The 22,005-nt window shown below is 69.6% G+C and carries 16 protein-coding genes; 8 read left to right on the forward strand and 8 right to left on the reverse strand.

Annotation, left to right across the window (positions count from 1 at the left end; translation table 11 throughout):
- Positions 1 to 243: 243 nt before the first annotated feature.
- The 5 genes from AB0447_RS31770 to AB0447_RS31790 all read right to left on the reverse strand — a co-directional run bounded on the left by AB0447_RS31770 (position 244) and on the right by AB0447_RS31790 (position 6,495).
- A complete protein-coding gene (locus AB0447_RS31770) occupies positions 244 to 1,227 on the reverse strand; it encodes a PAC2 family protein (RefSeq protein WP_366480327.1) in 984 nt (327 codons plus the stop codon).
- Positions 1,228 to 1,351: 124 nt separating this feature from the next.
- Positions 1,352 to 2,974, reverse strand: coding sequence for a glycerol-3-phosphate dehydrogenase/oxidase (locus AB0447_RS31775; RefSeq protein ID WP_366480328.1), 1,623 nt, complete (start codon positions 2,972 to 2,974; stop codon positions 1,352 to 1,354).
- Positions 2,975 to 3,022: 48 nt separating this feature from the next.
- Positions 3,023 to 4,549, reverse strand: coding sequence for a glycerol kinase GlpK (glpK, locus tag AB0447_RS31780; RefSeq protein WP_366480329.1), 1,527 nt, complete (start codon positions 4,547 to 4,549; stop codon positions 3,023 to 3,025).
- Between the two features lie 49 nt (positions 4,550 to 4,598).
- Positions 4,599 to 5,387 carry an MIP/aquaporin family protein gene (locus AB0447_RS31785; protein WP_366480330.1) on the reverse strand — a complete coding sequence of 263 codons (789 nt, stop codon included), beginning with the start codon at positions 5,385 to 5,387 and terminating at the stop codon, positions 4,599 to 4,601.
- Between the two features lie 340 nt (positions 5,388 to 5,727).
- Positions 5,728 to 6,495 (reverse strand): IclR family transcriptional regulator, encoded by a 768-nt coding sequence (locus AB0447_RS31790; protein WP_366480331.1) that lies wholly within the window; start codon positions 6,493 to 6,495, stop codon positions 5,728 to 5,730.
- A gap of 252 nt (positions 6,496 to 6,747) precedes the next feature.
- On the opposite strand from AB0447_RS31790, the gene metH reads away from it, so the two are divergent.
- The 4 genes from metH (at position 6,748) to AB0447_RS31810 (ending at position 14,824) form a co-directional block, all read left to right on the forward strand.
- A complete protein-coding gene (gene metH, locus AB0447_RS31795; protein WP_366480333.1) occupies positions 6,748 to 10,260 on the forward strand; it encodes a methionine synthase in 3,513 nt (1,170 codons plus the stop codon).
- A 112-nt stretch (positions 10,261 to 10,372) separates the two neighbouring features.
- Complete coding sequence (locus AB0447_RS31800) at positions 10,373 to 11,074, forward strand: HAD family phosphatase (RefSeq protein ID WP_366480334.1); 702 nt, start codon at positions 10,373 to 10,375, stop codon at positions 11,072 to 11,074.
- Between the two features lie 491 nt (positions 11,075 to 11,565).
- Entirely contained in the window at positions 11,566 to 13,170 is a 1,605-nt protein-coding gene (locus AB0447_RS31805; RefSeq protein WP_366480335.1) for an ABC transporter substrate-binding protein, read from the forward strand.
- Between the two features lie 70 nt (positions 13,171 to 13,240).
- Complete coding sequence (locus tag AB0447_RS31810) at positions 13,241 to 14,824, forward strand: ABC transporter substrate-binding protein (protein ID WP_366480336.1); 1,584 nt, start codon at positions 13,241 to 13,243, stop codon at positions 14,822 to 14,824.
- A 59-nt stretch (positions 14,825 to 14,883) separates the two neighbouring features.
- Here AB0447_RS31810 and AB0447_RS31815 read toward each other — a convergent pair whose 3' ends face one another.
- Together AB0447_RS31815 and AB0447_RS31820 are read right to left on the reverse strand one after the other, a co-directional pair.
- The gene (locus AB0447_RS31815; protein ID WP_366480364.1) at positions 14,884 to 15,555 is read right to left on the reverse strand and encodes a response regulator transcription factor; all 672 of its coding nucleotides are present in this window, start codon (positions 15,553 to 15,555) and stop codon (positions 14,884 to 14,886) included.
- A gap of 65 nt (positions 15,556 to 15,620) precedes the next feature.
- Positions 15,621 to 16,526, reverse strand: a complete 906-nt coding sequence (locus AB0447_RS31820; RefSeq protein WP_366480365.1) for a RecB family exonuclease — start codon at positions 16,524 to 16,526, stop codon at positions 15,621 to 15,623.
- Positions 16,527 to 16,688: 162 nt separating this feature from the next.
- Here AB0447_RS31820 and AB0447_RS31825 point away from each other — a divergent pair, with 162 nt between their 5' ends.
- The 3 genes from AB0447_RS31825 (at position 16,689) to AB0447_RS31835 (ending at position 19,589) form a co-directional block, all read left to right on the forward strand.
- The gene (locus AB0447_RS31825; RefSeq protein WP_366480337.1) at positions 16,689 to 17,885 is read left to right on the forward strand and encodes a site-2 protease family protein; all 1,197 of its coding nucleotides are present in this window, start codon (positions 16,689 to 16,691) and stop codon (positions 17,883 to 17,885) included.
- Positions 17,886 to 17,903: 18 nt separating this feature from the next.
- Complete coding sequence (locus AB0447_RS31830) at positions 17,904 to 18,812, forward strand: tRNA (adenine-N1)-methyltransferase (RefSeq protein ID WP_366480338.1); 909 nt, start codon at positions 17,904 to 17,906, stop codon at positions 18,810 to 18,812.
- 195 nt (positions 18,813 to 19,007) lie between these two features.
- A complete protein-coding gene (locus AB0447_RS31835) occupies positions 19,008 to 19,589 on the forward strand; it encodes a hypothetical protein (protein ID WP_366480339.1) in 582 nt (193 codons plus the stop codon).
- 4 nt (positions 19,590 to 19,593) lie between these two features.
- Here AB0447_RS31835 and AB0447_RS31840 read toward each other — a convergent pair whose 3' ends face one another.
- Positions 19,594 to 19,923, reverse strand: a complete 330-nt coding sequence (locus AB0447_RS31840; RefSeq protein WP_366480340.1) for a ferredoxin — start codon at positions 19,921 to 19,923, stop codon at positions 19,594 to 19,596.
- A gap of 222 nt (positions 19,924 to 20,145) precedes the next feature.
- On the opposite strand from AB0447_RS31840, the gene arc reads away from it, so the two are divergent.
- The gene (gene arc, locus AB0447_RS31845) at positions 20,146 to 21,912 is read left to right on the forward strand and encodes a proteasome ATPase (protein WP_366480341.1); all 1,767 of its coding nucleotides are present in this window, start codon (positions 20,146 to 20,148) and stop codon (positions 21,910 to 21,912) included.
- Positions 21,913 to 22,005: the final 93 nt, after the last annotated feature.

Consider the following 22,005-nt stretch of genomic DNA (forward strand, 5'->3'; position numbering starts at 1 on the left):
GCCATTCCCCGCCCCGCGGGCGTTGGCGCCCCGGGTCCGGGCAGAGCCCGGTTTCGGGAAGGGGCGGGTAGGGGAACAGCTCCGCGCAGCGGCTGCCCTGCCTGGTGCGGCGCCGTTGCCGGGGGCTCTGCCCCCTGACCCCCGCGCCTCAAACGCCGACGGGGCTGGAGGGGGCTCCACCCCCGGCGGGCTGGAATTGCCGCTGCGCGGCAACCCAGCCGCAAGGGGCCCGGCGGGGCCGGGTTACGCCTCCGGTGTGTCCGGGTCCTCCGGGGGGACGGGATCCTCCCCAGCGGCGGAAGAGTCCGGCTTCAGGCGCGGCGGCTTCGTCCGGCCGCTGGACGTGTCCCGCAGGTACGAGCCGTCGGCCGTGCCCGGCTCCGGCGACGGATCCCGCCGCCGCAGGTAGCGCTCGAACTCGCGGGCGATCGCGTCCCCGGAGGCCTCCGGGAGGTCCGCCGTGTCCCGGGCCTCCTCCAGCGTCTGGACGTACTCCGCCACCTCGCTGTCCTCGGCGGCGAGTTGGTCCACGCCCAGCTGCCACGCCCTTGCGTCCTCCGGGAGTTCGCCGAGCGGGATCCGGATGTCGATCAGATCCTCCAGCCGGTTCAGCAGAGCCAGCGTCGCCTTGGGGTTGGGCGGCTGGGAGACGTAGTGGGGGACCGCCGCCCACAGCGACACCGCCGGAACGCCCGCGTGCGTACAGGCCTCCTGGAGGACGCCGACGATGCCCGTCGGGCCCTCGTACCGGGTTTCCTCCAGGTCCATCGTCCGCGCCAGGTCCGCGTCGGAGGTGACCCCGCTGACCGGCACCGGCCGGGTGTGCGGGGTGTCGCCCAGCAGGGCGCCCAGGATGACCACCATCTCGACGCCCAGCTCGTGCGCGAAGCCGAGGATCTCGTTGCAGAAGGACCGCCACCGCATGGACGGTTCGATTCCGCGGACCAGCACGAGGTCGCGCGGCTTGGCGCCGCCGATCCGGACCACCGACAGCCGGGTCGTCGGCCAGGTGATCTTCCGTACTCCGTTGTCCAGCCACACCGTCGGCCGGTTGACCTGGAAGTCGTAGTAGTCCTCGGCGTCGAGCGCCGCGAAGACCTCGCCCTTCCATTCCCGGTCCAGGTGCGCGACTGCACCGGAGGCCGCGTCGCCCGCGTCGTTCCATCCTTCGAACGCGGCCACCATGACCGGGTCGATCAGCTCGGGCACGCCCTCCAGCTCGATCACCCAGGTCTCCTTCCGAAGTTCCCTCGTGTACGAGGGCCAGCCTATGCCTTGATACGACACCTGTTACAGCCCACGGCAAAGGGGCGGTTCCGGCCGGAACCGCCCCCTCTGCGAAAGGTACGGGCTACGCCTTGCGGGCCAGCATCTCCTCGACCCGGGCCCGCACGGAGGCGTCGTCCAGGCCGCGGACGGTCACCGTGGTGCGGCGGCGCAGCACGTCGTCCACGGTCTGCGCCCACTCGAAGTCGCGGGCGTAGGCGACCTGCGCCCAGATCTCCGGGCCGTCCTCGTGGATCCGCTCGCCGAGCGCCGGGTCCTCGTTGGCCAGGCGGGCGATGTCGAAGGCCAGCGAGCCGTAGTGGGAGGCCAGGTGGCGGGCGGTGAGCGGGTCCATCCGCATGCCCGGCTCGCGGTCCACCAGCAGCCGGTGCGCGACCGCGTTCGGGTTGGCGACACCGGGCAGCGGGACCCGGCGGACCAGGGACTTCACCGGCTCCATGTCCTCGGTCAGCGGGCTGCCGGGGAGCTTGGCCAGCTTGTCCATCACGACGCGGCCGATGTGGCGGTACGTCGTCCACTTGCCGCCGGCGACCGACAGCATGCCGCCCTTGCCCTCGGAGACCACGGTCTCGCGCTTGGCCTTCTCGACGCCGCCGGGGCCGCCGGGCAGTACCCGCAGGCCGGCGAACGCGTAGGTCATCAGGGACCGGTCGAGGTCGGCGTCCTTCACCGAGAACGCGGCCTCGTCCAGGATCTGCTGGATGTCGGACTCGGTGGCGCGCACGTCCGCCGGGTCGCCCTCGTACACCTCGTCGGTGGTGCCGAGCAGCAGCTGGTCCTCCCAGGGGAGGGCGAAGGTGATGCGGTACTTGTCGATCGGGGTGGCCATGGCGGCCTTCCACGGCGACTTGCGCTTCATCACGATGTGCGCGCCCTTGGAGAGGCGGATCGAGGGCATGGAGTGCTTGTCTTCCATGCGCCGCAGGTGGTCCACCCACGGGCCGGTGGCGTTGAGCACGACACGCGCGTTGACCCCGAACTCGGTGCCGTCCAGGCGGTCCTTGAGCTCGGCGCCGGAGACCCGGCCCCGGGTCGTCCGCAGACCGGTGACCTCGGCGTGGTTGAGGACGACCGCGCCGGACTCGACGGCCGCGCGGACCGTCATGACGGCGACCCGGGAGTCGTTCATCTGGTGGTCGTAGTAGACCGCGACGGCCTTCAGGTTGTCGGTCCGCAGGCCCGGGTTGTCGGCGGCGGCGCGGGCCGGGGATATGACCTTGCCCATGCCGTCGCCGAAGGCCGAGAGGGCGGAGTACGCGAACACGCCCGCGCCCAGCTTGGCCGCACCGACCGGTCCGCCCTTGTAGACGGGCAGGTAGAAGGTGAGCGGGTTGACCAGGTGCGGGGCCACGTCCTTGGCCAGCACCCGGCGCTCGTGGTGGTTCTCGGCGACCAGCTTGACCGCGCCGGTCTGCAGGTAGCGCAGACCGCCGTGGACGAGCTTGGAGGAGGCCGAGGAGGTGGCGCCGGCGAAGTCGCCGGCGTCCACCATGGCGACCCGCAGACCCGACTGCGCGGCGTGCCAGGCCACCGAGGTGCCCAGGATGCCGCCGCCGATCACCAGCAGGTCGTACGTGGCGTTCGCCAGCTGCTCGCGGGTCTCGGCGCGGCTCGCCATACGGGACGAACCCAGCGAACCGGTGGTCGGGTGCGTGCCCGGGGCGGGCACGCTCTGCAGGCTGCTCATTTTCTTAGCTCCTCGTCGTCGCTTGCGTCAGCTCAACCAGTGCGGCGGTCAGCTGGCGTCTTCGTCGTCGACCCAGCCCATGGTCCGCTCAACGGCCTTGAGCCAGCTCTTGTACTCGCGCTCCCGCTGGTCGGCGGGCATCCGCGGGGTCCACTCCGCGGCCCGGCGCCAGTTGGCGCGCAGCGCGTCGGTGTCGGGCCAGAAGCCGACGGCCAGGCCGGCGGCGTAGGCGGCACCGAGGCAGGTGGTCTCGGCGACCATGGGACGGACCACGGGGGCGTCCAGGAAGTCCGAGAGGGTCTGCATCAGCAGGTTGTTGGAGGTCATGCCGCCGTCGACCTTGAGGGCGGCGAGCTCGACGCCCGAGTCCTTGGTCATGGCGTCGGTGATCTCACGGGTCTGCCAGGCGGTGGCCTCCAGCACGGCACGGGCGATGTGCGCCTTGGTGACGTACCGGGTGAGGCCGGCGATCACACCGCGGGCGTCGGAGCGCCAGTACGGGGCGAACAGGCCGGAGAAGGCGGGCACGAAGTAGGCGCCGCCGTTGTCCTCGACGGAGGAGGCAAGGGTCTCGATCTCGGCCGCGGACTTGATCAGGCCCATCTGGTCGCGCATCCACTGGACGAGCGAGCCGGTGACGGCGATGGAGCCCTCCAGCGCGTAGACCGGCTTGTCCTGGCCGATCTGGTAGCCGACCGTGGTCAGCAGGCCGCTGTAGGAGTTGATGATCTTGTCGCCGGTGTTCATCAGCATGAACGTGCCGGTGCCGTACGTGGACTTGGCCTCGCCCTCGGCGAAGCAGGTCTGGCCGAACAGGGCGGCCTGCTGGTCGCCGAGCGCGGAGGCGACGGGTACGCCCGCGAGGACGCCTTCCTTGACCTCGCCGTAGACCTCGGCGGAGGACCGGATCTCCGGCAGGACCGTGGTCGGGACGCCCATCGACTCGGCGATGCGCTCGTCCCACTCCAGGGTGTGGAGGTTCATCAGCATGGTGCGGGAGGCGTTGGTGACGTCCGTGACGTGCACGCCGCCCTCGACGCCGCCGGTCAGGTTCCAGATGACCCAGGAGTCCATGGTGCCGAAGAGGATGTCCCCGGCCTCGGCGCGCTCGCGCAGGCCCTCGACGTTGTCGAGCAGCCAGCGGACCTTCGGGCCGGCGAAGTAGCTCGCCAGCGGCAGGCCGGTCTCGCGGCGGAAGCGGTCCTGGCCGACGTTGCGGCCGAGCTCCTTGCACAGGGAGTCGGTGCGGGTGTCCTGCCAGACCAGCGCGTTGTGCACCGGCTCGCCGGTGTTCTTGTCCCACAGGACGGTGGTCTCGCGCTGGTTGGTGATGCCGACGGCCTTGACGTCGGCAGCGGTGATCTCGGCCTTGGCGATGGCCCCGGCGACGACCTCCTGGACGTTCGCCCAGATCTCCTTGGCGTCGTGCTCGACCCAGCCCGGCTTCGGGAAGATCTGCTCGTGCTCCTTCTGGTCGACGGCGACGATGCGGCCGTCGCGGTCGAAGACGATGCAGCGGGAGGAGGTGGTGCCCTGGTCGATGGCCGCGATGAACGGGCCGGTGCTGCTGGTCATGGTGGCTGCTCCTGGGAGGTCCGGTAGGCGAACGGCTTGGACGAACGACTTAGACGAACGCGAGGTTGTAGATACCCGCCGCGAGGGCTCCGCCGATCAGCGGGCCGACGACGGGGATCCAGGCGTATCCCCAGTCGGAGCCGCCCTTGTTCGGCAGCGGAAGCAGCGCGTGCACGATGCGCGGACCCAGGTCGCGCGCCGGGTTGATGGCGTAGCCGGTCGGGCCGCCGAGCGAGAGGCCGATGCTGACCACGGTCAGGGCGACGATCAGACCGCCGAGGGTGCCGAGGCCCTTGCCGTCGTCGTTGAGGCCGAAGGCGAGTACCGCGAGCACGAGCACCATGGTGCCGATGATCTCGGTGGCGAGGTTCTGCCACACGTTCCGGACCTCGGGGCCGGTGGAGAAGACGCCGAGCACCGGGCCGGCGGTCGGCTCCGTCTTCTGGTCGACCAGTCCCGCGTGCTCGGACTTGGTGGCGACGATCTCCGGATCGGTGAGGTGAGCCTGGAACTGGCCGTAGTACGCGACCCAGGCGAGCGTGGCACCGATCATGGCGCCGAGCAGCTGGCCGGCGAAGTAGACCGGAACGTTGCCCCAGTCGCCGTCCTTGATCGCGATACCGACGGTGACGGCCGGGTTGAGGTGGGCGCCGGACAGGGTGCCGGTCATGTAGACGGCGGTCATGACCGCGAAGCCCCACCCGAAGGTGATCGCCAGCCAGCCCGCGTTCTGCGCCTTCGAGCGCTTGAGCACGACGGCGGCAACCACGCCGGCGCCGAGCAGGATGAGTACGGCGGTACCGATGGTCTCGCCGATGAAGATGTCGGAGCTGGACACCCGCGACTCCTTTGTCCTACGTCCAGAGGGTGGGCGGACACCGGGTCCCACCGGTTCGTCCGCGCACTCGGTGAGTGCTGCACCGGTCCTTGGCCTTGCCACACCCTAACGCGTATTGCCGGTAGGTGTTCGACAATGCCGACCGATGAACGGCAGTTTTCCGGCCAGGTGAAGAATGCGTCAAGGGGCGGCCAGGTCAGATTGCCGGATCGTTACCACTCGGTACGATCGACCAAATCAGGCCATCTCATACCCATGACCTGGCCGAAGCAAGGTCAAAAAACGCCAAAAGAGGCCACATGGTGGCCTCCAGGCGGGGGTGCGGTCGATGAAGGGAAGGTCAGAACCGGCCGGCTCCGAGATCGCGCGAAACCGACCGTGCGCAGTCCCGGACGGATGCGATCAGCGTGGGCAGCGGCTCCCCGTTCTCGCCGCAGACCCGCTCCACCGCACCCGACACGGCCACCGCGCCCACCGGCATCCGGCGCCGGTCGTGAATGGGGGCCGCCACCGAGGCGATGCCCTCCCAGGTCTCCTCGACGTCCGAGGCCCAGCCGCGCGCCCGGGTCAGCGCCAGCACCGACTCGAACCCCTCCAGGCCGGTCACGGTGCGGGGGGTGAACGCCTCCCGCGCCACCTCCACGGCCTCGCTGTGCGCCACCGGGTCATAGGCCGACAGCACCTTGCCCAGGGCCGTGGAGTGCAGCGGCTGCATAGCCCCCACCTCCAGCACCTGCCGGCTGTCGTCGGGCCGGAACACGTGGTGCATGATCAGCACCCCGCTCTTGTGCAGCACGCCCACGTACACGCTCTCGCCGCTGGCCCGCGCCAGGTCGTCAGTCCAGACCAGCGCCCGCGCCCGAAGCTCGTGCACGTCCAGATAGCTGTTGCCCAGCCGCAGCAGCTCGGCGCCCAGCTGGTAGCGGCCCGACGCCGGGTCCTGCTCGACGAAGCCCTCGGCCTGCAGGGTGCGCAGGATGCCGTGCGCGGTGCCCTTGGCCAGGCCGAGCGAGGACGCCACGTCCGACAGCCCCAGCCGGCGCTCCCCGCCGGCCAGCAGCCGCAGCATCGCAGCGGCTCGTTCGAGCGACTGGATGTTCCGTGCCATCGCGCAGCCTCCTCCTGCTCACGTCCTGCTCACGTAGTTCGACAATGCTGAACACTATCGGTCGATGTCGACCTCGCGCACTGTTGACAAAGTCTGTCAAGACCGCGTCGCCGGGTGACACCCCAGCGCACAGAATGCAGTCCGGCCCGTGGGACGCCCTAACCGGGCCGTGCCCGGCGCGGTTACCCTGACCGCGTGCACCTTCGAGGAAGGTGCAAAGCCGACAGCCGTCGCATCCCAGGGAGCAACACCATGGCCTCGCTGCCGAACCCGCCCGCAGACACCCAGACCCGGGCCGATGCCCTCCGAGAGGCGCTCGCCACCCGCGTGGTCGTCGCCGACGGGGCCATGGGAACCATGCTCCAGGCGCAGGACCCCACGATGGAGGACTTCCAGCAGCTCGAAGGCTGCAACGAGGTCCTCAACGCGACCCGCCCGGACATCGTCCGCTCGGTGCACGAGGCGTACTTCTCCGTGGGCGTGGACTGCGTCGAGACCAACACCTTCGGCACCAACTTCGCCGCCCTGGCCGAGTACGACATCGCGGACCGGAACTTCGAGCTGTCCGAGGCCGGTGCGCGCATCGCCCGCGAGGTCGCCGACGAGTTCACCGCCTCCACCGGCCGCCAGCGCTGGGTGCTGGGCTCCATGGGCCCCGGCACCAAGCTGCCCACCCTCGGCCACGTCTCGTACGCGACCATCCGCGACGCCTACCAGATCAACGCAGAGGGCCTCCTCACCGGCGGCGCCGACGCCCTCCTGGTGGAGACCACCCAGGACCTCCTGCAGACCAAGTCCTCCATCATCGGCGCCCGCCGCGCCATGGAGGCCCTCGGCGTGAACGTCCCGCTGATCTGCTCCGTCACCGTCGAGACCACCGGCACCATGCTGCTCGGCTCCGAGATCGGCGCGGCCCTCACCGCGCTGGAACCGCTCGGCATCGACATGATCGGCCTGAACTGCGCCACCGGCCCCGCCGAGATGAGCGAGCACCTGCGCTACCTCGCCCGGCACGCCCGCATCCCGATCTCCTGCATGCCCAACGCCGGCCTGCCCGTCCTCGGCAAGAACGGCGCGCACTACCCGCTGTCGGCGAGCGAGCTCGCCGACGCCCAGGAGACCTTCGTCCGCGAGTACGGCCTGTCCCTGGTCGGCGGCTGCTGCGGCACCACCCCCGAGCACCTGCGCCAGGTCGCCGAGCGCGTCCACGGCCTCGCCCCCCAGGCCCGCGACCCGCGCCCCGAGCCCGGGGCCTCCTCGCTCTACCAGACCGTCCCGTTCCGCCAGGACACCGCGTACATGGCGATCGGCGAGCGGACGAACGCCAACGGGTCGAAGAAGTTCCGCGAGGCCATGCTGGACGGCCGCTGGGACGACTGCGTGGAGATGGCCCGGGACCAGATCCGCGAGGGCGCGCACATGCTGGACCTGTGCGTGGACTACGTCGGCCGCGACGGCGTCGCCGACATGGAGGAGCTGGCCGGCCGCTTCGCCACCGCCTCCACCCTGCCGATCGTGCTGGACTCCACCGAGGTCGGCGTCATCCGGGCCGGCCTGGAGAAGCTCGGCGGCCGCGCCGTCATCAACTCGGTCAACTACGAGGACGGCGACGGACCCGAGTCCCGGTTCGCCCAGGTCACCCGACTGGCCCAGGAGCACGGCGCCGCGCTGATCGCCCTGACCATCGACGAGGAGGGCCAGGCCCGCACCGTCGAGAACAAGGTCGCCATCGCCGAACGCCTCATCGACGACCTGACGGGCAACTGGGGCATCCACGAGTCGGACATCCTCATCGACACCCTCACCTTCACCATCTGCACCGGCCAGGAGGAGTCCCGCAAGGACGGCATCGCCACGATCGAGGCGATCCGCGAGCTCAAGCGCCGCCACCCCGAGGTGCAGACCACCCTCGGCCTGTCGAACATCTCCTTCGGCCTCAACCCGGCCGCCCGCGTCCTGCTGAACTCCGTCTTCCTCGACGAGTGCGTCAAGGCCGGCCTCGACTCGGCGATCGTGCACGCCAGCAAGATCCTGCCGATCGCCCGCTTCGACGAGGAGCAGGTCACCACCGCCCTCGACCTGATCTACGACCGGCGCGCGGAGGGCTACGACCCGCTGCAGAAGCTGATGGCGCTGTTCGAGGGCGTCAACACCAAGTCGCTGAAGGCCGGCCGCGCCGAGGAACTCCTCGCCCTCCCGCTGGAGGAGCGCCTCCAGCGCCGCATCATCGACGGCGAGAAGAACGGCCTGGAGGCCGACCTGGACGAGGCGCTGGCCGGGCGCCCCGCCCTGGACATCGTCAACGACACCCTGCTCGAAGGCATGAAGGTGGTCGGCGAGCTCTTCGGCTCCGGCCAGATGCAGCTGCCGTTCGTGCTCCAGTCCGCGGAGGTCATGAAGACCGCCGTGGCCTACCTGGAGCCCCACATGGAGAAGTCCGACGCGGAAGGCAAGGGCACCATCGTCCTCGCCACCGTCCGCGGCGACGTCCACGACATCGGCAAGAACCTCGTCGACATCATCCTGTCCAACAACGGCTACAACGTGGTCAACCTGGGCATCAAGCAGCCCGTCTCCGCGATCCTGGAAGCCGCCGAGGAACACCGCGCCGACGTCATCGGCATGTCCGGCCTGCTCGTGAAGTCCACCGTGATCATGAAGGAGAACCTGGAGGAGCTGAACCAGCGCAAGCTGGCGGCCGACTACCCGGTCATCCTCGGCGGTGCCGCCCTCACCCGCGCCTACGTCGAACAGGACCTCCACGAGATCTACGAGGGCGAAGTCCGCTACGCCCGCGACGCCTTCGAGGGCCTGCGCCTGATGGACGCGCTGATCGCCGTCAAGCGCGGCGTCCCCGGAGCCGCCCTGCCCGAGCTCAAGCAGCGCCGGGTCGCCAAGCGGGACACCCCGCTCCTCCAGGTGGAGGAGCCGGAGGAGCCCGGCGGCCGCTCCGACGTCGCCGTCGACAACCCCGTCCCCACCCCGCCGTTCTGGGGCACCCGCGTGGTCAAGGGCATCCCGCTCAAGGACTACGCGTCCTGGCTGGACGAGGGCGCCCTGTTCAAGGGCCAGTGGGGCCTCAAGCAGGCCCGCGCCGGCGGTCCGACGTACGAAGAGCTCGTCGAGACCGAGGGCCGGCCGCGGCTGCGCGGCCTGCTGGAGAAGCTGCACACCGAGAACCTGCTGGAAGCCGCCGTGGTCTACGGCTACTTCCCCTGCGTCTCCAAGGGCGAGGACCTGATCATCCTCGACGAGCAGGGCAACGAGCGGACCCGGTTCACCTTCCCGCGCCAGCGCCGCGGCCGCCGCCTCTGCCTCGCGGACTTCTTCCGCCCCGAGGAGTCCGGCGAGACCGACGTGGTCGGCCTCCAGGTGGTCACCGTCGGCTCCCGGATCGGCGAGGCCACCGCCAAGCTCTTCGAGTCCGACTCCTACCGCGAGTACCTGGAGCTGCACGGCCTGTCCGTCCAGCTCGCCGAGGCCCTCGCCGAGTACTGGCACGCCCGGGTCCGGGCCGAACTCGGCTTCGCCGGCGAGGACCCGGAGGCGGTCGAGGACATGTTCGACCTCAAGTACCGGGGTGCCCGCTTCTCCCTCGGCTACGGGGCCTGCCCCGACCTGGAGGACCGCGCGAAGATCGCCGACATGCTCCAGCCGGAGCGCATCGGGGTCCACCTCTCGGAGGAGTTCCAGCTCCACCCGGAGCAGTCCACCGACGCGATCGTGATCCACCACCCCGAAGCGAAGTATTTCAACGCACGCTGAGGCGGACCGACGTACACTTGTCGGTCCCATACAGGCCGGTCGCCTGTCTTTCCCGGGCACGCCCAGGGGGAGAGGTGACCGGCCTTCTCGTCCCTTCCGAGAGGTCGTGCGCATGACCAGCACTGTTTCCGCTCCCGTCGCCCGTACCGCCGACGGGTCGGCCCTCCAGGCGGTGCTGCTGGACATGGACGGCACGTTGGTCGACACCGAGGACTTCTGGTGGGACGCGGAGGTGGCGGTCTTCGGCGAGCTCGGACACCGGCTCGAGGAATCCTGGCGGTCCATCGTGGTCGGCGGTCCGATGACCCGCAGCGCCCGCTTCCTCATCGACTCCACCGGCGCGGACATCTCCGTCGGCGAGCTCAGCGTGCTCCTCAACGAGCGCTTCGAGGCACGGATCGCCGAGCAGGTGCCGCTGATGCCCGGCGCCGAGCGGCTGCTGTCCGAGCTGGCCCGGAACAACGTGCCCACCGCCCTGGTCTCCGCCTCCCACCGCCGGGTCATCGACCGGATCCTCCAGTCCCTGGGACCGGACCGGTTCGCCCTGACCGTCGCCGGCGACGAGGTCCCGCGCACCAAGCCGCACCCCGACCCCTACCTGTTCGCCGCCAACGCCCTCGGCGCCCACCCCTCGCGCTGCGCCGTCGTGGAGGACACCGCCACCGGGGTCGCCGCCGCAGAGGCGGCCGGCTGCCGGGTCGTCGCCGTCCCCTCGATCGGCCTGATCGCCCCCGCCCCGGGCCGCACCGTGGTCGGCTCCCTGGAGGACGTGGACCTTCCGTTCCTGCGCTCGCTCATCACCCGGATGAACTGACCGCGCACGCTGCGTACGGGCCCGGCGCCGAACGGAACGGTGCCGGAACCGGGGTCCCGCGGAAGGATCTCTCGTCGGGGCTAGCGGAGGCCGAAATTCCATCCTCTCCGGGGCAGTTGCTCAGCGTGACCTTGGTCACCCGTGACGGGCCCCCCGGGCGGCTTTCTGCGTCCCGTGCCCTTACGTTGTGTCCTGATTGATCAGCTCCTGACCGAATCGGCCGGTGCCCCTGGGTGACCAGCCAGTTCGTTCCCATCACGGTGCGATTACACCCCAAGTCCGGCCAGTTCCAGCCATCCCGTCCAGGGCCACTAATGTCGTCGCAGGCACCTCGCCGCACCTCAGCCGCCCCGGACACACACCCACGTGCCGGGACCGCGTGGACCGATCGTTCTTACACCGGCCCGATCGTTCCGCCCAGAACGGGCGACCGCCGCGAAGTGCCCTCTGTACCGCTGTGAGCAAGTGCCGGTTGAGGGAGAACTTCCAGGATGAACCGCAAGACCATGGTGCTGACGGCCGCGGCCGGTCTGCTCACCCCCGTGCTGACCGCATGCGGCAGCGCGAGTGGCGGAGGAGCAGGCTCAGGAGCGATCGTCGTCGGTACCACCGACCGGTTCGAGGCCGCCGAGTTCGCCCCCGCACCGTTCGACCCGGCCTACGCCTACGACGCCGGCGCCTGGAACGTGCTCCGCCAGACCGTCCAGACCCTGATGCACACCCCCCGCGGCGGCGGCCAGCCCGTCCCCGAGGCCGCATCCGACTGCCGGTTCACCGAAGCCGGCAACCAGACCTACCGCTGCACCCTGCGGCCCGGCCTCACCTTCGCGAACGGCGACCCGCTCACCGCCGAGGACGTCAAGTTCTCCATCGACCGGGTCCTCGCCATCAAGGACGAGAACGGCCCCGCCTCCCTCCTCTCCACCCTCGACAGGGTCGAGACCAAGGGCGAGGACACGGTGGTCTTCCGGCTGAAGACCCCCGACGCGACCTTCCCGCACAAGCTCTCCACCCCGGCCACCGGCATCGTCAACAGCGAGACGTACCAGGCCGAGAAGCTCCGCGAAGGCTTCGAAGTCGACGGCTCCGGCCCGTACACGATGAAGGCCGAAGTCAAGGACAACAAGCTGGTCCGGGCCGTCTTCACCCGGAACGGGAAGTACAAGGGCGACCTCAAGCCGCAGAACGACAAGGTCGAACTGCGCATGTTCGAGGACTCCGAGGCCATGGGCAAGGCCCTCACCGGCGGAGACATCCACGTGGTCTCCCGCACCCTGTCGCCCGCCCAGATCAAGCAGTTCTCGGCCACCCCGCCCAAGGGCGTCAAGCTGGTCCCGCTGCCCGGCCTGGAAATCCGCTACATCGGCTTCAACACCGAAGCCCCGGTGGTCAAGGACAAGGCCGTACGCCAGGCCATCGCCGCCTCCGTCGACCGCGGCAAGCTCATCTCCCAGGTCTACGGCAAGAGCGCCCAGCCGCTGTACTCCCTCGTCCCCAGCAGCGTCCCCGGCCACGTCAACTCCTTCTTCAACAAGTACGGGGACGGCGACCCCCAGGTCGCCGCGAACCTGCTGCGCGCAGCCAACGTCAAGACCCCCGTCAAGCTCACGCTCAACTACACCAAGGACCACTACGGCGACGGCACGGCAGCCGAGTTCGAGGCCCTCAAGGCCCAGCTCAACGCCACCAAGCTGTTCGACGTGACCGTCCAGGGCACCGACTGGGCCGACTTCCGGCCGGCCCAGAAGAAGGGCGACTACGCCGCCTACGGGCTCGGCTGGTTCCCCGACTACGCGGACGCCGACAACTTCCTCGCTCCCTTCCTGGAGCAGGACAACTTCCTGGGCACGCCGTACGCGAACAGCACGGTGCGCACCAAGCTCATCCCCGAATCCCGGCGCGCGGCCGACCGCAACCTGGCCGCATCCGCCATCGGGGACATGCAGGACATCGTTGCCGAGGACGTACCCGTCCTGCCGCTGTGGCAGGGCAAGCAGTACGTCGCCGCGCGCGACGGCATCACCGGAGTGGAGTGGTCCGTCAACTCCATCTCCGACCTCCAGCTGTGGGAACTCGGCCGCGGCGTCAGCGGCTGACCACTGCGGCAACCGGCGGCGGGCGTCGCGGCCGGGGATCAAGGCGTACAAGACTGTGAAGGACATTCGCGTGAAGATTCGTAACCAGTGGTTGGCGGCCCCGCTCGGCGCGGCCACCGCGGCGGCGCTGCTCAGCGGTTGCGGCGCGCAGGAGAGCACCGCCGGCGGCGGCAGCAGCACGGTGGTCATGGGAATGTCCGACCAGGTCAAGGCCACCGACCCCGCGTCGGGCTACGACCCGGGCTCCTGGCTGCTGTTCAACAACGTCTTCCAGTCCCTGCTGCACTTCCCCAAGGGCTCCACCACGCCCGCCCCGGACGCCGCCCAGGCCTGCGGCTTCAACGGCGGCGACAGCAAGGTGTTCTCCTGCACCCTGCGCCCCGGGCTGAAGTTCAGCAACGGCAACAGCCTCACCTCGAAGGACGTCAAGTACTCCTTCGAGCGCACGCTGAAGATCAACGACGAGAACGGCCCCGCCGTGATGCTCTCGTCCATAGCCCGCATCGACACCCCCGACGAGAAGACCGTCGTCTTCCGCCTCAAGAACTCCGACGCGACCTTCCCCAGCAAGATCGCCTCGGGTGCGGGCTCCATCGTCGACCACCGCGAATACCCCGCCGACAAGCTCCGCGCCGACGGCAAGGCCACCGGCTCCGGCGTGTACAAGCTGGACTCCTTCGGCGAGAAGACCGCCGAGTTCTCCGTCAACGGGTCCTACACCGGCCAGGCCAAGGTCAAGAACACCGGTGTGACCATCAAGTTCTTCGACGGGGACCAAGCGGCCCTGAAGAAGGCCATCGACGCCGGCCAGGTCGACTTCGCCTTCCGCGGCCTGGCTCCGCAGGACATCCCGAACCCCGCCTCCTCCGGCGGCACCGACGGCAAGCCGTCCGCGGTCCAGGGCACCGGCGCCGAGGTCGAGCACCTCGTCTTCAACATGAACGACCCGGTCGTCGGGAAGCTCCCCGTCCGCAAGGCCATGGCCTACCTGCTCGACCGCGAGGCCCTCGTCAAGAGCGTCTTCCAGGGCACCGCGACCCCGCTGTACTCGATCGTCCCGGCCGGCATCGGCGGCCACACCACGGCCTTCTTCGACAAGTACGGCTCCTCCCCGCAGCCCGACAAGGCCAAGGAAATCCTCCAGAAGGCCGGCATCAAGGGCAAGGTCAAGCTGACCCTCTGGTCCACCCCGACCCGCTACGGCCCGGCCGCCGACCAGCAGTTCGCGGTCATCGCCAAGCAGCTCAACGACAGCGGGCTGTTCGAGGCCGACGTCAAGTCGGTCGAGTTCGACCAGTACGAGAAGGACATCGAGGCCGGCAAGTACGGCGTCTACCTCAAGGGCTGGGTGCCGGACTACCCGGACGCGGACAACTTCACCCAGCCGTTCTTCGGCAAAGACAACGTCCTGAAGAACAACTACCTCAACAAGGAGATCAGCGAGCGGATCATCCCGGCGACCTCCGCGGTCTCCGACCGCACCGCCAGCTCCACCGACTACGCCCGCCTCCAGGACATCGTCGCCGAGGAACTCCCGCTCCTCCCGCTCTGGCAGAGCAAGCAGTACGCGGTGGTCCGCCCCAACGTCACCGGCCTGCAGTGGTCGCTGGACGCCTCCACCGTCTTCCGCTTCTGGGAGATCAGCAAGGGCTGAGCCCGCACACGCCGGAGGGGCCGGCCCGCACCGCGGGCCGGCCCCTCCGGCGTTCTCGACTACTGCGCGCCCGGCCGCACCAGGCCGCTCTCGTACGCGTACACCGCCGCCTGCACTCGGTCGCGCAGGCCCAGCTTCGTCAGCACGTGCCCCACATGCGTCTTGACGGTGGTCTCGCTCACGAACAGGTCCGCCGCGATCTCCGCGTTGGACAGACCGCGGGACACCAGCTTCAACACCTCGACCTCACGCTCGGTCAGCGTCCCCAGCGTGTCCGGAACGGACTCCTCGCCCGACGGCAGATGGCCCGCGTACTTGTCGAGCAGCCGCCGCGTGATCGACGGCGCCAGCATCGCCTCGCCGGCCGCCACCACCCGGATCGCCTGGACCAGTTCATTGGCCGGCGCATCCTTCAGCAGGAACCCGCTGGCACCCGCCCGCAGCGCCTCCACCACGTACTCGTCCAGATCGAACGTGGTCAGCACCAGCACCTTCGCCGGACCGTCCCGGCCCGGACCGGTGATCTGCCGGGTCGCCTCCACCCCGTCCATCCGCGGCATCCGGATGTCCATCAGCACCACATCCGGCTGAAGCGCCCGCACCTGGTCCAGGGCCTGCAGGCCGTCCCCGGCCTCGCCGACGACCGCAAGGTCCTGCTCCGCCTCCAGGATCATCCGGAAGCCGGTGCGCAGCAGGGGCTGGTCATCGACCAGAAGGACGCGGATCGCCACGGGGTCCACCTCGTATTCGTACGGCGGCATCGACATACGCCGCCCATTCTGCCCTGATCGGACGATCAGGATTCCGCGGGGACGGACCCTTCGGCATCGCCCCTCGGGATGATCATCAGGGGATAGGCCGGGGGAGTGCCCCCGAATTCCGGACAGACCGCCTGATGATCACACCATCCGCACAGCTTCGTCGGCCGCGGACGCCACTCACCCGACGCCGTCGCCTCCTTGATCGCCTCCCACAGCGCGTGCAGCTTCCGCTCCACCCGCTCCAGATCGGCCACCACCGGGTCGTACGTCAGCACCTCACCGCTGCCCAGGTACACCAGCTGCAGCCGCCGCGGCACCACCCGCTTCAAGCGCCACACCACCAGCGCATAGAACTTCATCTGGAACAGCGCGCCCTCGGCATACTCCGGCCGCGGCGCCTTCCCCGTCTTGTAGTCGACGATCCGCACCTCGCCCGTCGGCGCCACGTCCACCCGGTCGATGATCCCGCGCAGCCGCAGCCCCGACTCCAGCTCCGTCTCCACGAAGAACTCCCGCTCCACCGGCTCCAGCCGCGTCGGGTCCTCCAGCGTGAACCACCGCTCCACCAGCGCCTCGGCCTCCGTCAGCCAACGCGCCAGCCCCTCACCGCCGTCATCCGCCGGGAACAGCTCCGACAGCTCCGGCCGCGACTCCAGCAGCCGGTCCCACTGCCCAGGAACCAGCGCCTTCGCCCGCGGAGCCGTCCGCTCCTCCGCCGGGTGATCGAAAAGCCGCTCCAGCACCGCATGCACCAGCGTCCCGCGGGTAGCAGCCGCACTGGGCTTCTCCGGCAGCTTGTCGATCACCCGGAACCGGTACAGCAGCGGGCACTGCATGAAATCGCTCGCCCGCGACGGGGACAGCGAAGTGGGCCGGGCCGCAACCGGCGCGGCATCGGCATCGGCTGCGCCGGGCACAGCACCGGAAGACCCGGAAGACATCGTCATGACACAGACCCTACGACCCGCCACCGACAGCACGCGCATACCATCGACGCCGGCCCCCCTCGCACTGCATGATCGGAGCATCACCCCGCGCAACGGGGCCCACCGGACACATCGGCCACCACCCCCCGGCCGACACGCACCGAACGAAGGACAGCCGTGGCAGACACCGACGAGACCGGCGAGCGCCCGGGCCGGCGCTCCGAACCGGGCGGCGGACTCCTCATGGGCCGCCCCTTCGGCGTACCCGTCTACGTCTCGCCCAGCTGGTTCGTGGTCGCGGCCCTCATCACCTGGATCTTCGGCGACCGCCTCGACCAGGTACTGCCCGGCCTCGGCGCCGCCCGCTACCTCGTCGCCCTCTTCTTCGCCGTCGCCTTCTACGCCTCGGTCCTCGTCCACGAACTCGCGCACGCCGTCGCCGGACTCCGCTTCAAACTCACCGTCCGCCGCATCCAGCTCCAGTTCGTCGGCGGCGCCACCCACGTCGACGAGGCCCAGAGCCCCGGCCGCGAATTCGTCCTCGCCGGGGTCGGCCCGCTGCTCTCCCTCCTCCTCGCCGGCGCCTTCTACCTCGGCATGAACGCCGTCGAACCCGGCACCGTCCCCGGCGTCCTCCTCGCCGGCCTGATGATCGCCAACCTGATCGTCGCCGTGTTCAACCTGCTCCCCGGCCTCCCCCTCGACGGCGGCCGCATGCTCCGCGCCGTCATCTGGGGCATCACCGGCCGCGCCATGTCCGGCACCGTCGCCGCCGCCTGGGTCGGCCGCGCCATCGCCGTCGCCGTCCTCCTCGGCCTGCCCCTCCTCACCGAAACCGGCGTCATCGGCTCCGGCGACGACCAGACCGGCGGCATGGACACCGTCATGAACGCCCTGCTCGCCGCCATCCTCGCCGCGATCATGTGGACCGGCGCCGGCAACAGCCTCCGCATGGCCCGCCTTCGCGAGCACCTCCCCGAACTCCGCGCCCGCACCCTCACCCGCCGCGCCATCCCCGTCCAGGCCGCCACCCCGCTCTCCGAGGCCCTCCGCCGCGCCAACGAGTCCGGCGCCCGCGCCCTCGTCATCACCGACGGCCTCGGCGACCCCACCGCGATCGTCCGCGAAACGGCCATCGCCTCCGTCCCCGAACACCGCCGCCCCTGGGTCGCCGTCAGCACCCTCGCCCAGGACCTCACCGACGGCATGAAGGTTTCCGCGGACCTCGCGGGCGAAGAACTCCTCGACCACCTCCGCACCACCCCCGCCACCGAATACCTCGTCGTGCAGTCCGACGGAGCCATCTACGGCGTGCTCTCCACCCTCGACGTCGAGAAGGCCTTCTTCAAGGCCATGGCGCGGCCCCACTCCTGAAGCCAATACACTGGTCACATGTCCGAACCGACCGGTGCCGCCCGCCGACGCGGGCCCTTCAAGGTCGGGGACCAGGTCCAGCTCACCGACCCCAAGGGACGCCACTACACGTTCACGCTCGAAGCCGGGAAGAATTTCCACACCCACAAGGGTTCCTTCCCGCACGACGAGCTGATCGGCGCTCCCGAGGGCAGTGTTGTCCGTACCACGGGGAACGTCGCGTACCTTGCGCTGCGCCCCCTGCTCCCCGACTACGTCCTGTCCATGCCCCGCGGCGCCGCCGTGGTCTACCCCAAGGACGCAGGCCAGATCCTGGCCTTCGCCGACATCTTCCCCGGCGCCCGCGTCGTGGAGGCGGGCGTGGGTTCCGGCTCCCTCAGCAGCTTCCTGCTCCGCGCCATCGGCGACCAGGGCATGCTCCACAGCTACGAGCGCCGAGCCGACTTCGCCGAGATCGCCAAGGACAACGTCGAGCGCTACTTCGGCGGCCCGCACCCCGCGTGGCAGCTGACCGTCGGCGACCTCCAGGACAACCTGTCCGACACCGACGTCGACCGCGTGATCCTCGACATGCTCGCCCCCTGGGAATGCCTGGAGGCGGTCAAGAAGGCCCTGGTCCCCGGCGGCATCCTCTGCTGCTACGTGGCCACCACCACCCAGCTGTCCAAGACCGTCGAGTCCATCCGCGAGATCGGCTGCTTCGCCGAGCCGCAGCCCTGGGAATCGATGATCCGCAACTGGCACGTGGAAGGCCTCGCCGTCCGCCCCGACCACCGCATGATCGGGCACACCGGCTTCCTCGTCACCGCCCGCCGCCTCGCGGACGGCGTCGAGCCCCCGCTGCGCCGCCGCCGCCCCGCCAAGGGCGCCTACGGCGAGGACTACGAGGGTCCCGGCAGCGGCTCCGGCGGCTCCGGCCGCGGCTGACCGGACACCCCGGACGACCCACCCACAACACCACGGCGCCGTGCCGCAGTTCCCGCGAAACCCAACGGAACTGCGGCACGGCGCCTTTGCGTTGCCCAACCTCGCACGAGCTGCCGCGGACCCCCGCGTTCCGCCCCACCGGCCCGTATGGCACGATGCTGGCTCCCCGTCATCCCCCGCGCAGGAGACGCCCCCGTGCACAACCCCGCCGAAACCGCCCTCGCGCACACCGACGCCCGCCCCGCCCACTGGCTCGCCACCGCAGTCGCCATGGCCGCCGTGATCGCAGGAGCCGGACTCCTCCAGCCCACCCCCGCCGCCGGCGCCCGCAGCACCGCCGCGCCCGGCGGCCCCCAGGCCGTGGCCACCGCCCCCGATCCGGGCGCCGCCGCCTACCCCCTCGACTGCCGCGGCGGACCCCACCAGGTCACCGCCAGCGCCCAGGGCGACCTCGACGGCGACCACCGCCCCGACACCGTGGCCGCCGTCCGCTGCGAAGCAGGCCTGGGCACCCCGCCCAACGCCGTCTACGTCCTCGTCGCGGACCCCGCCGCCGGGAGCACGCCCCGCGTCGTCGCCACCCTGCTCCCCGCCGCGCAGCGCAAGAACGTCACCGAGCTCGCCGTACGTGACGGAGCCGTCACCGCCACCCTGCTCGGCTACTCGACCCCCGACGTGCCCCGCTGCTGCCCCGACACCAAGCAGCTCGCCAAGTGGGTTTGGGCCGCCGGAAAATTCAGCCAGGAGCTGACAGACGCCGAAGCGCGGAGTGCCTGACCCGCTACCCGGCGTCCGGCCCGTACACCTCGACCCTGTCCGAAACGCGCCTTACGTGGATGCAGTCCCCCGGGCACTCCTTGGCCGAGTCCACCACGTCCTGGAGCAGCACCAGCGGAACCGGAGCAGTCGCCCCCGGCTCCTGCAGCAGCTCGTCCTCCGCGCTCTTCACATACGCCAGACCGTCGATGTCCAGCTCGAACACCTCCGGCGCGTACTGGGCGCAGATGCCGTCGCCGGTGCAGAGGTCCTGGTCGATCCAGACCTCCAGCGGCTCTCCGTCGCCTCCGGATCCTGCGGTTCCGTTGGCGGGAGCCTCCTGCTGCACGGTCATATCCTCTGCCGTCCCCTTGTGCTGTGCGCGGGTGTTGAACAGTTCGACCTTACAACTGGCCGCTTTCCGATGTTGATGGGTGGGTATTCACCTGGCGTGAGGGGATACGCAAGGGTGAAGATCGGACACGCCCCTACCGTCTTTGTGATCTAGGGGTTTCAATCACCACCAGCCCAGGTAGGGTCAGGAAGCGTCCAGCTCCCCTTGGAGGAGGTGAGGACCGTGGCAGCCCACGACGACGACATCAACCGCGGCATCCGGCCCGGTCGGGGGTCCGAAGACCCCGCCGGCCAGGTTGCCTATCTCGAGCAGGAAATCGCCGTCCTGCGACGTAAGCTCGCCGACTCTCCGCGACACACGAGGATTCTCGAAGAGCGGATCGTCGAGCTCCAGACAAACCTGGCCGGCGTCTCCGCACAAAACGAGCGACTGGCCAATACCCTCCGTGAAGCCCGCGACCAGATCGTGGCACTCAAGGAGGAAGTCGACCGGCTCGCGCAGCCGCCGGCCGGCTTCGGTGTCTTCCTGCAGGCGAACGAGGACGGCACCGTCGACATCTTCACCGGAGGCCGAAAGCTCCGCGTGAACGTCAGCCCCAGCGTCGAACCGGAAGACCTCCGGCGCGGCCAGGAGGTCATGCTCAACGAGGCCCTCAACGTGGTCGAGGCCATGGAGTACGAGCGGGCCGGGGACATCGTCACCCTCAAGGAGATCCTCGAGGACGGCGAGCGCGCCCTGGTCGTCGGGCACACCGACGAGGAAAGGGTGGTGAGGCTCGCCGAGCCGCTCCTGGACATCACCATCCGCCCCGGTGACGCCCTCCTGCTCGAACCCCGCTCCGGCTACGTCTACGAGGTCGTCCCCAAGAGCGAAGTCGAGGACCTCGTCCTCGAAGAGGTCCCCGACATCGACTACGAGAAGATCGGCGGCCTGGGCGACCAGATCGAGCTGATCCGCGACGCCGTCGAGCTCCCGTACCTCTACCCCGACCTCTTCAAGGAGCACGAACTGCGGCCGCCGAAGGGCATCCTGCTCTACGGCCCGCCCGGCTGCGGCAAGACGCTCATCGCCAAGGCAGTGGCCAACTCCCTTGCCAAGAAGGTCGCCGAGGTGACCGGACAGGCCGCCGGGAAGTCCTACTTCCTGAACATCAAGGGCCCCGAGCTCCTCAACAAGTACGTCGGCGAGACCGAGCGGCACATCCGCCTCGTCTTCCAGCGTGCCCGTGAGAAGGCGAGCGAGGGCACCCCCGTCATCGTCTTCTTCGACGAGATGGAATCCCTCTTCCGCACCCGCGGATCCGGAGTCAGCTCGGACGTGGAGAACACCATCGTCCCGCAGCTGCTCGCCGAGATCGACGGCGTGGAGGGCCTGGAGAACGTCATCGTCATCGGCGCCTCCAACCGCGAGGACATGATCGACCCGGCCATCCTGCGCCCCGGCCGGCTCGACGTGAAGATCAAGATCGAGCGCCCGGACGCCGAGGCGGCGAAGGACATCTTCGCCAAGTACCTCAAGGCCTCCCTGCCGCTGCACACGGAAGACCTCTCCGAGCACCAGGGGTCCGCCGAGGTCGCGGTGCACAGCATGATCCAGACGGTCGTCGAGCAGATGTACGCCGAAACCGAGGAGAACCGCTTCCTCGAGGTCACGTACGCCAACGGCGACAAGGAAGTCCTCTACTTCAAGGACTTCAACTCCGGCGCAATGATCCAGAACATCGTCGACCGTGCGAAGAAGATGGCGATCAAGGCCTTCCTCGAGCACAACCAGAAGGGCCTCAGGGTCTCCCACCTCCTCCAGGCTTGCGTGGACGAGTTCAAGGAGAACGAGGACCTGCCGAACACCACCAACCCGGACGACTGGGCCCGGATCTCCGGAAAGAAGGGCGAGCGGATTGTCTTCATCCGCACCCTCGTCACCGGAAAGCAGGGTGCGGACACCGGTCGCTCCATCGACACGGTGGCCAACACCGGTCAGTACCTCTGATCGAACGGGGCGGCTGCGGATGCCCTGAAAAGGGGCACCCGCAGCCGCCTGCTTTTCAGCCGCTCGGGCCACAATTCAATGACAGAAATGATC

It is taken from the genome of Streptomyces sp. NPDC051211, assembly GCF_040689505.1.
Taxonomy (GTDB): Bacteria; Actinomycetota; Actinomycetes; order Streptomycetales; family Streptomycetaceae; genus Streptomyces.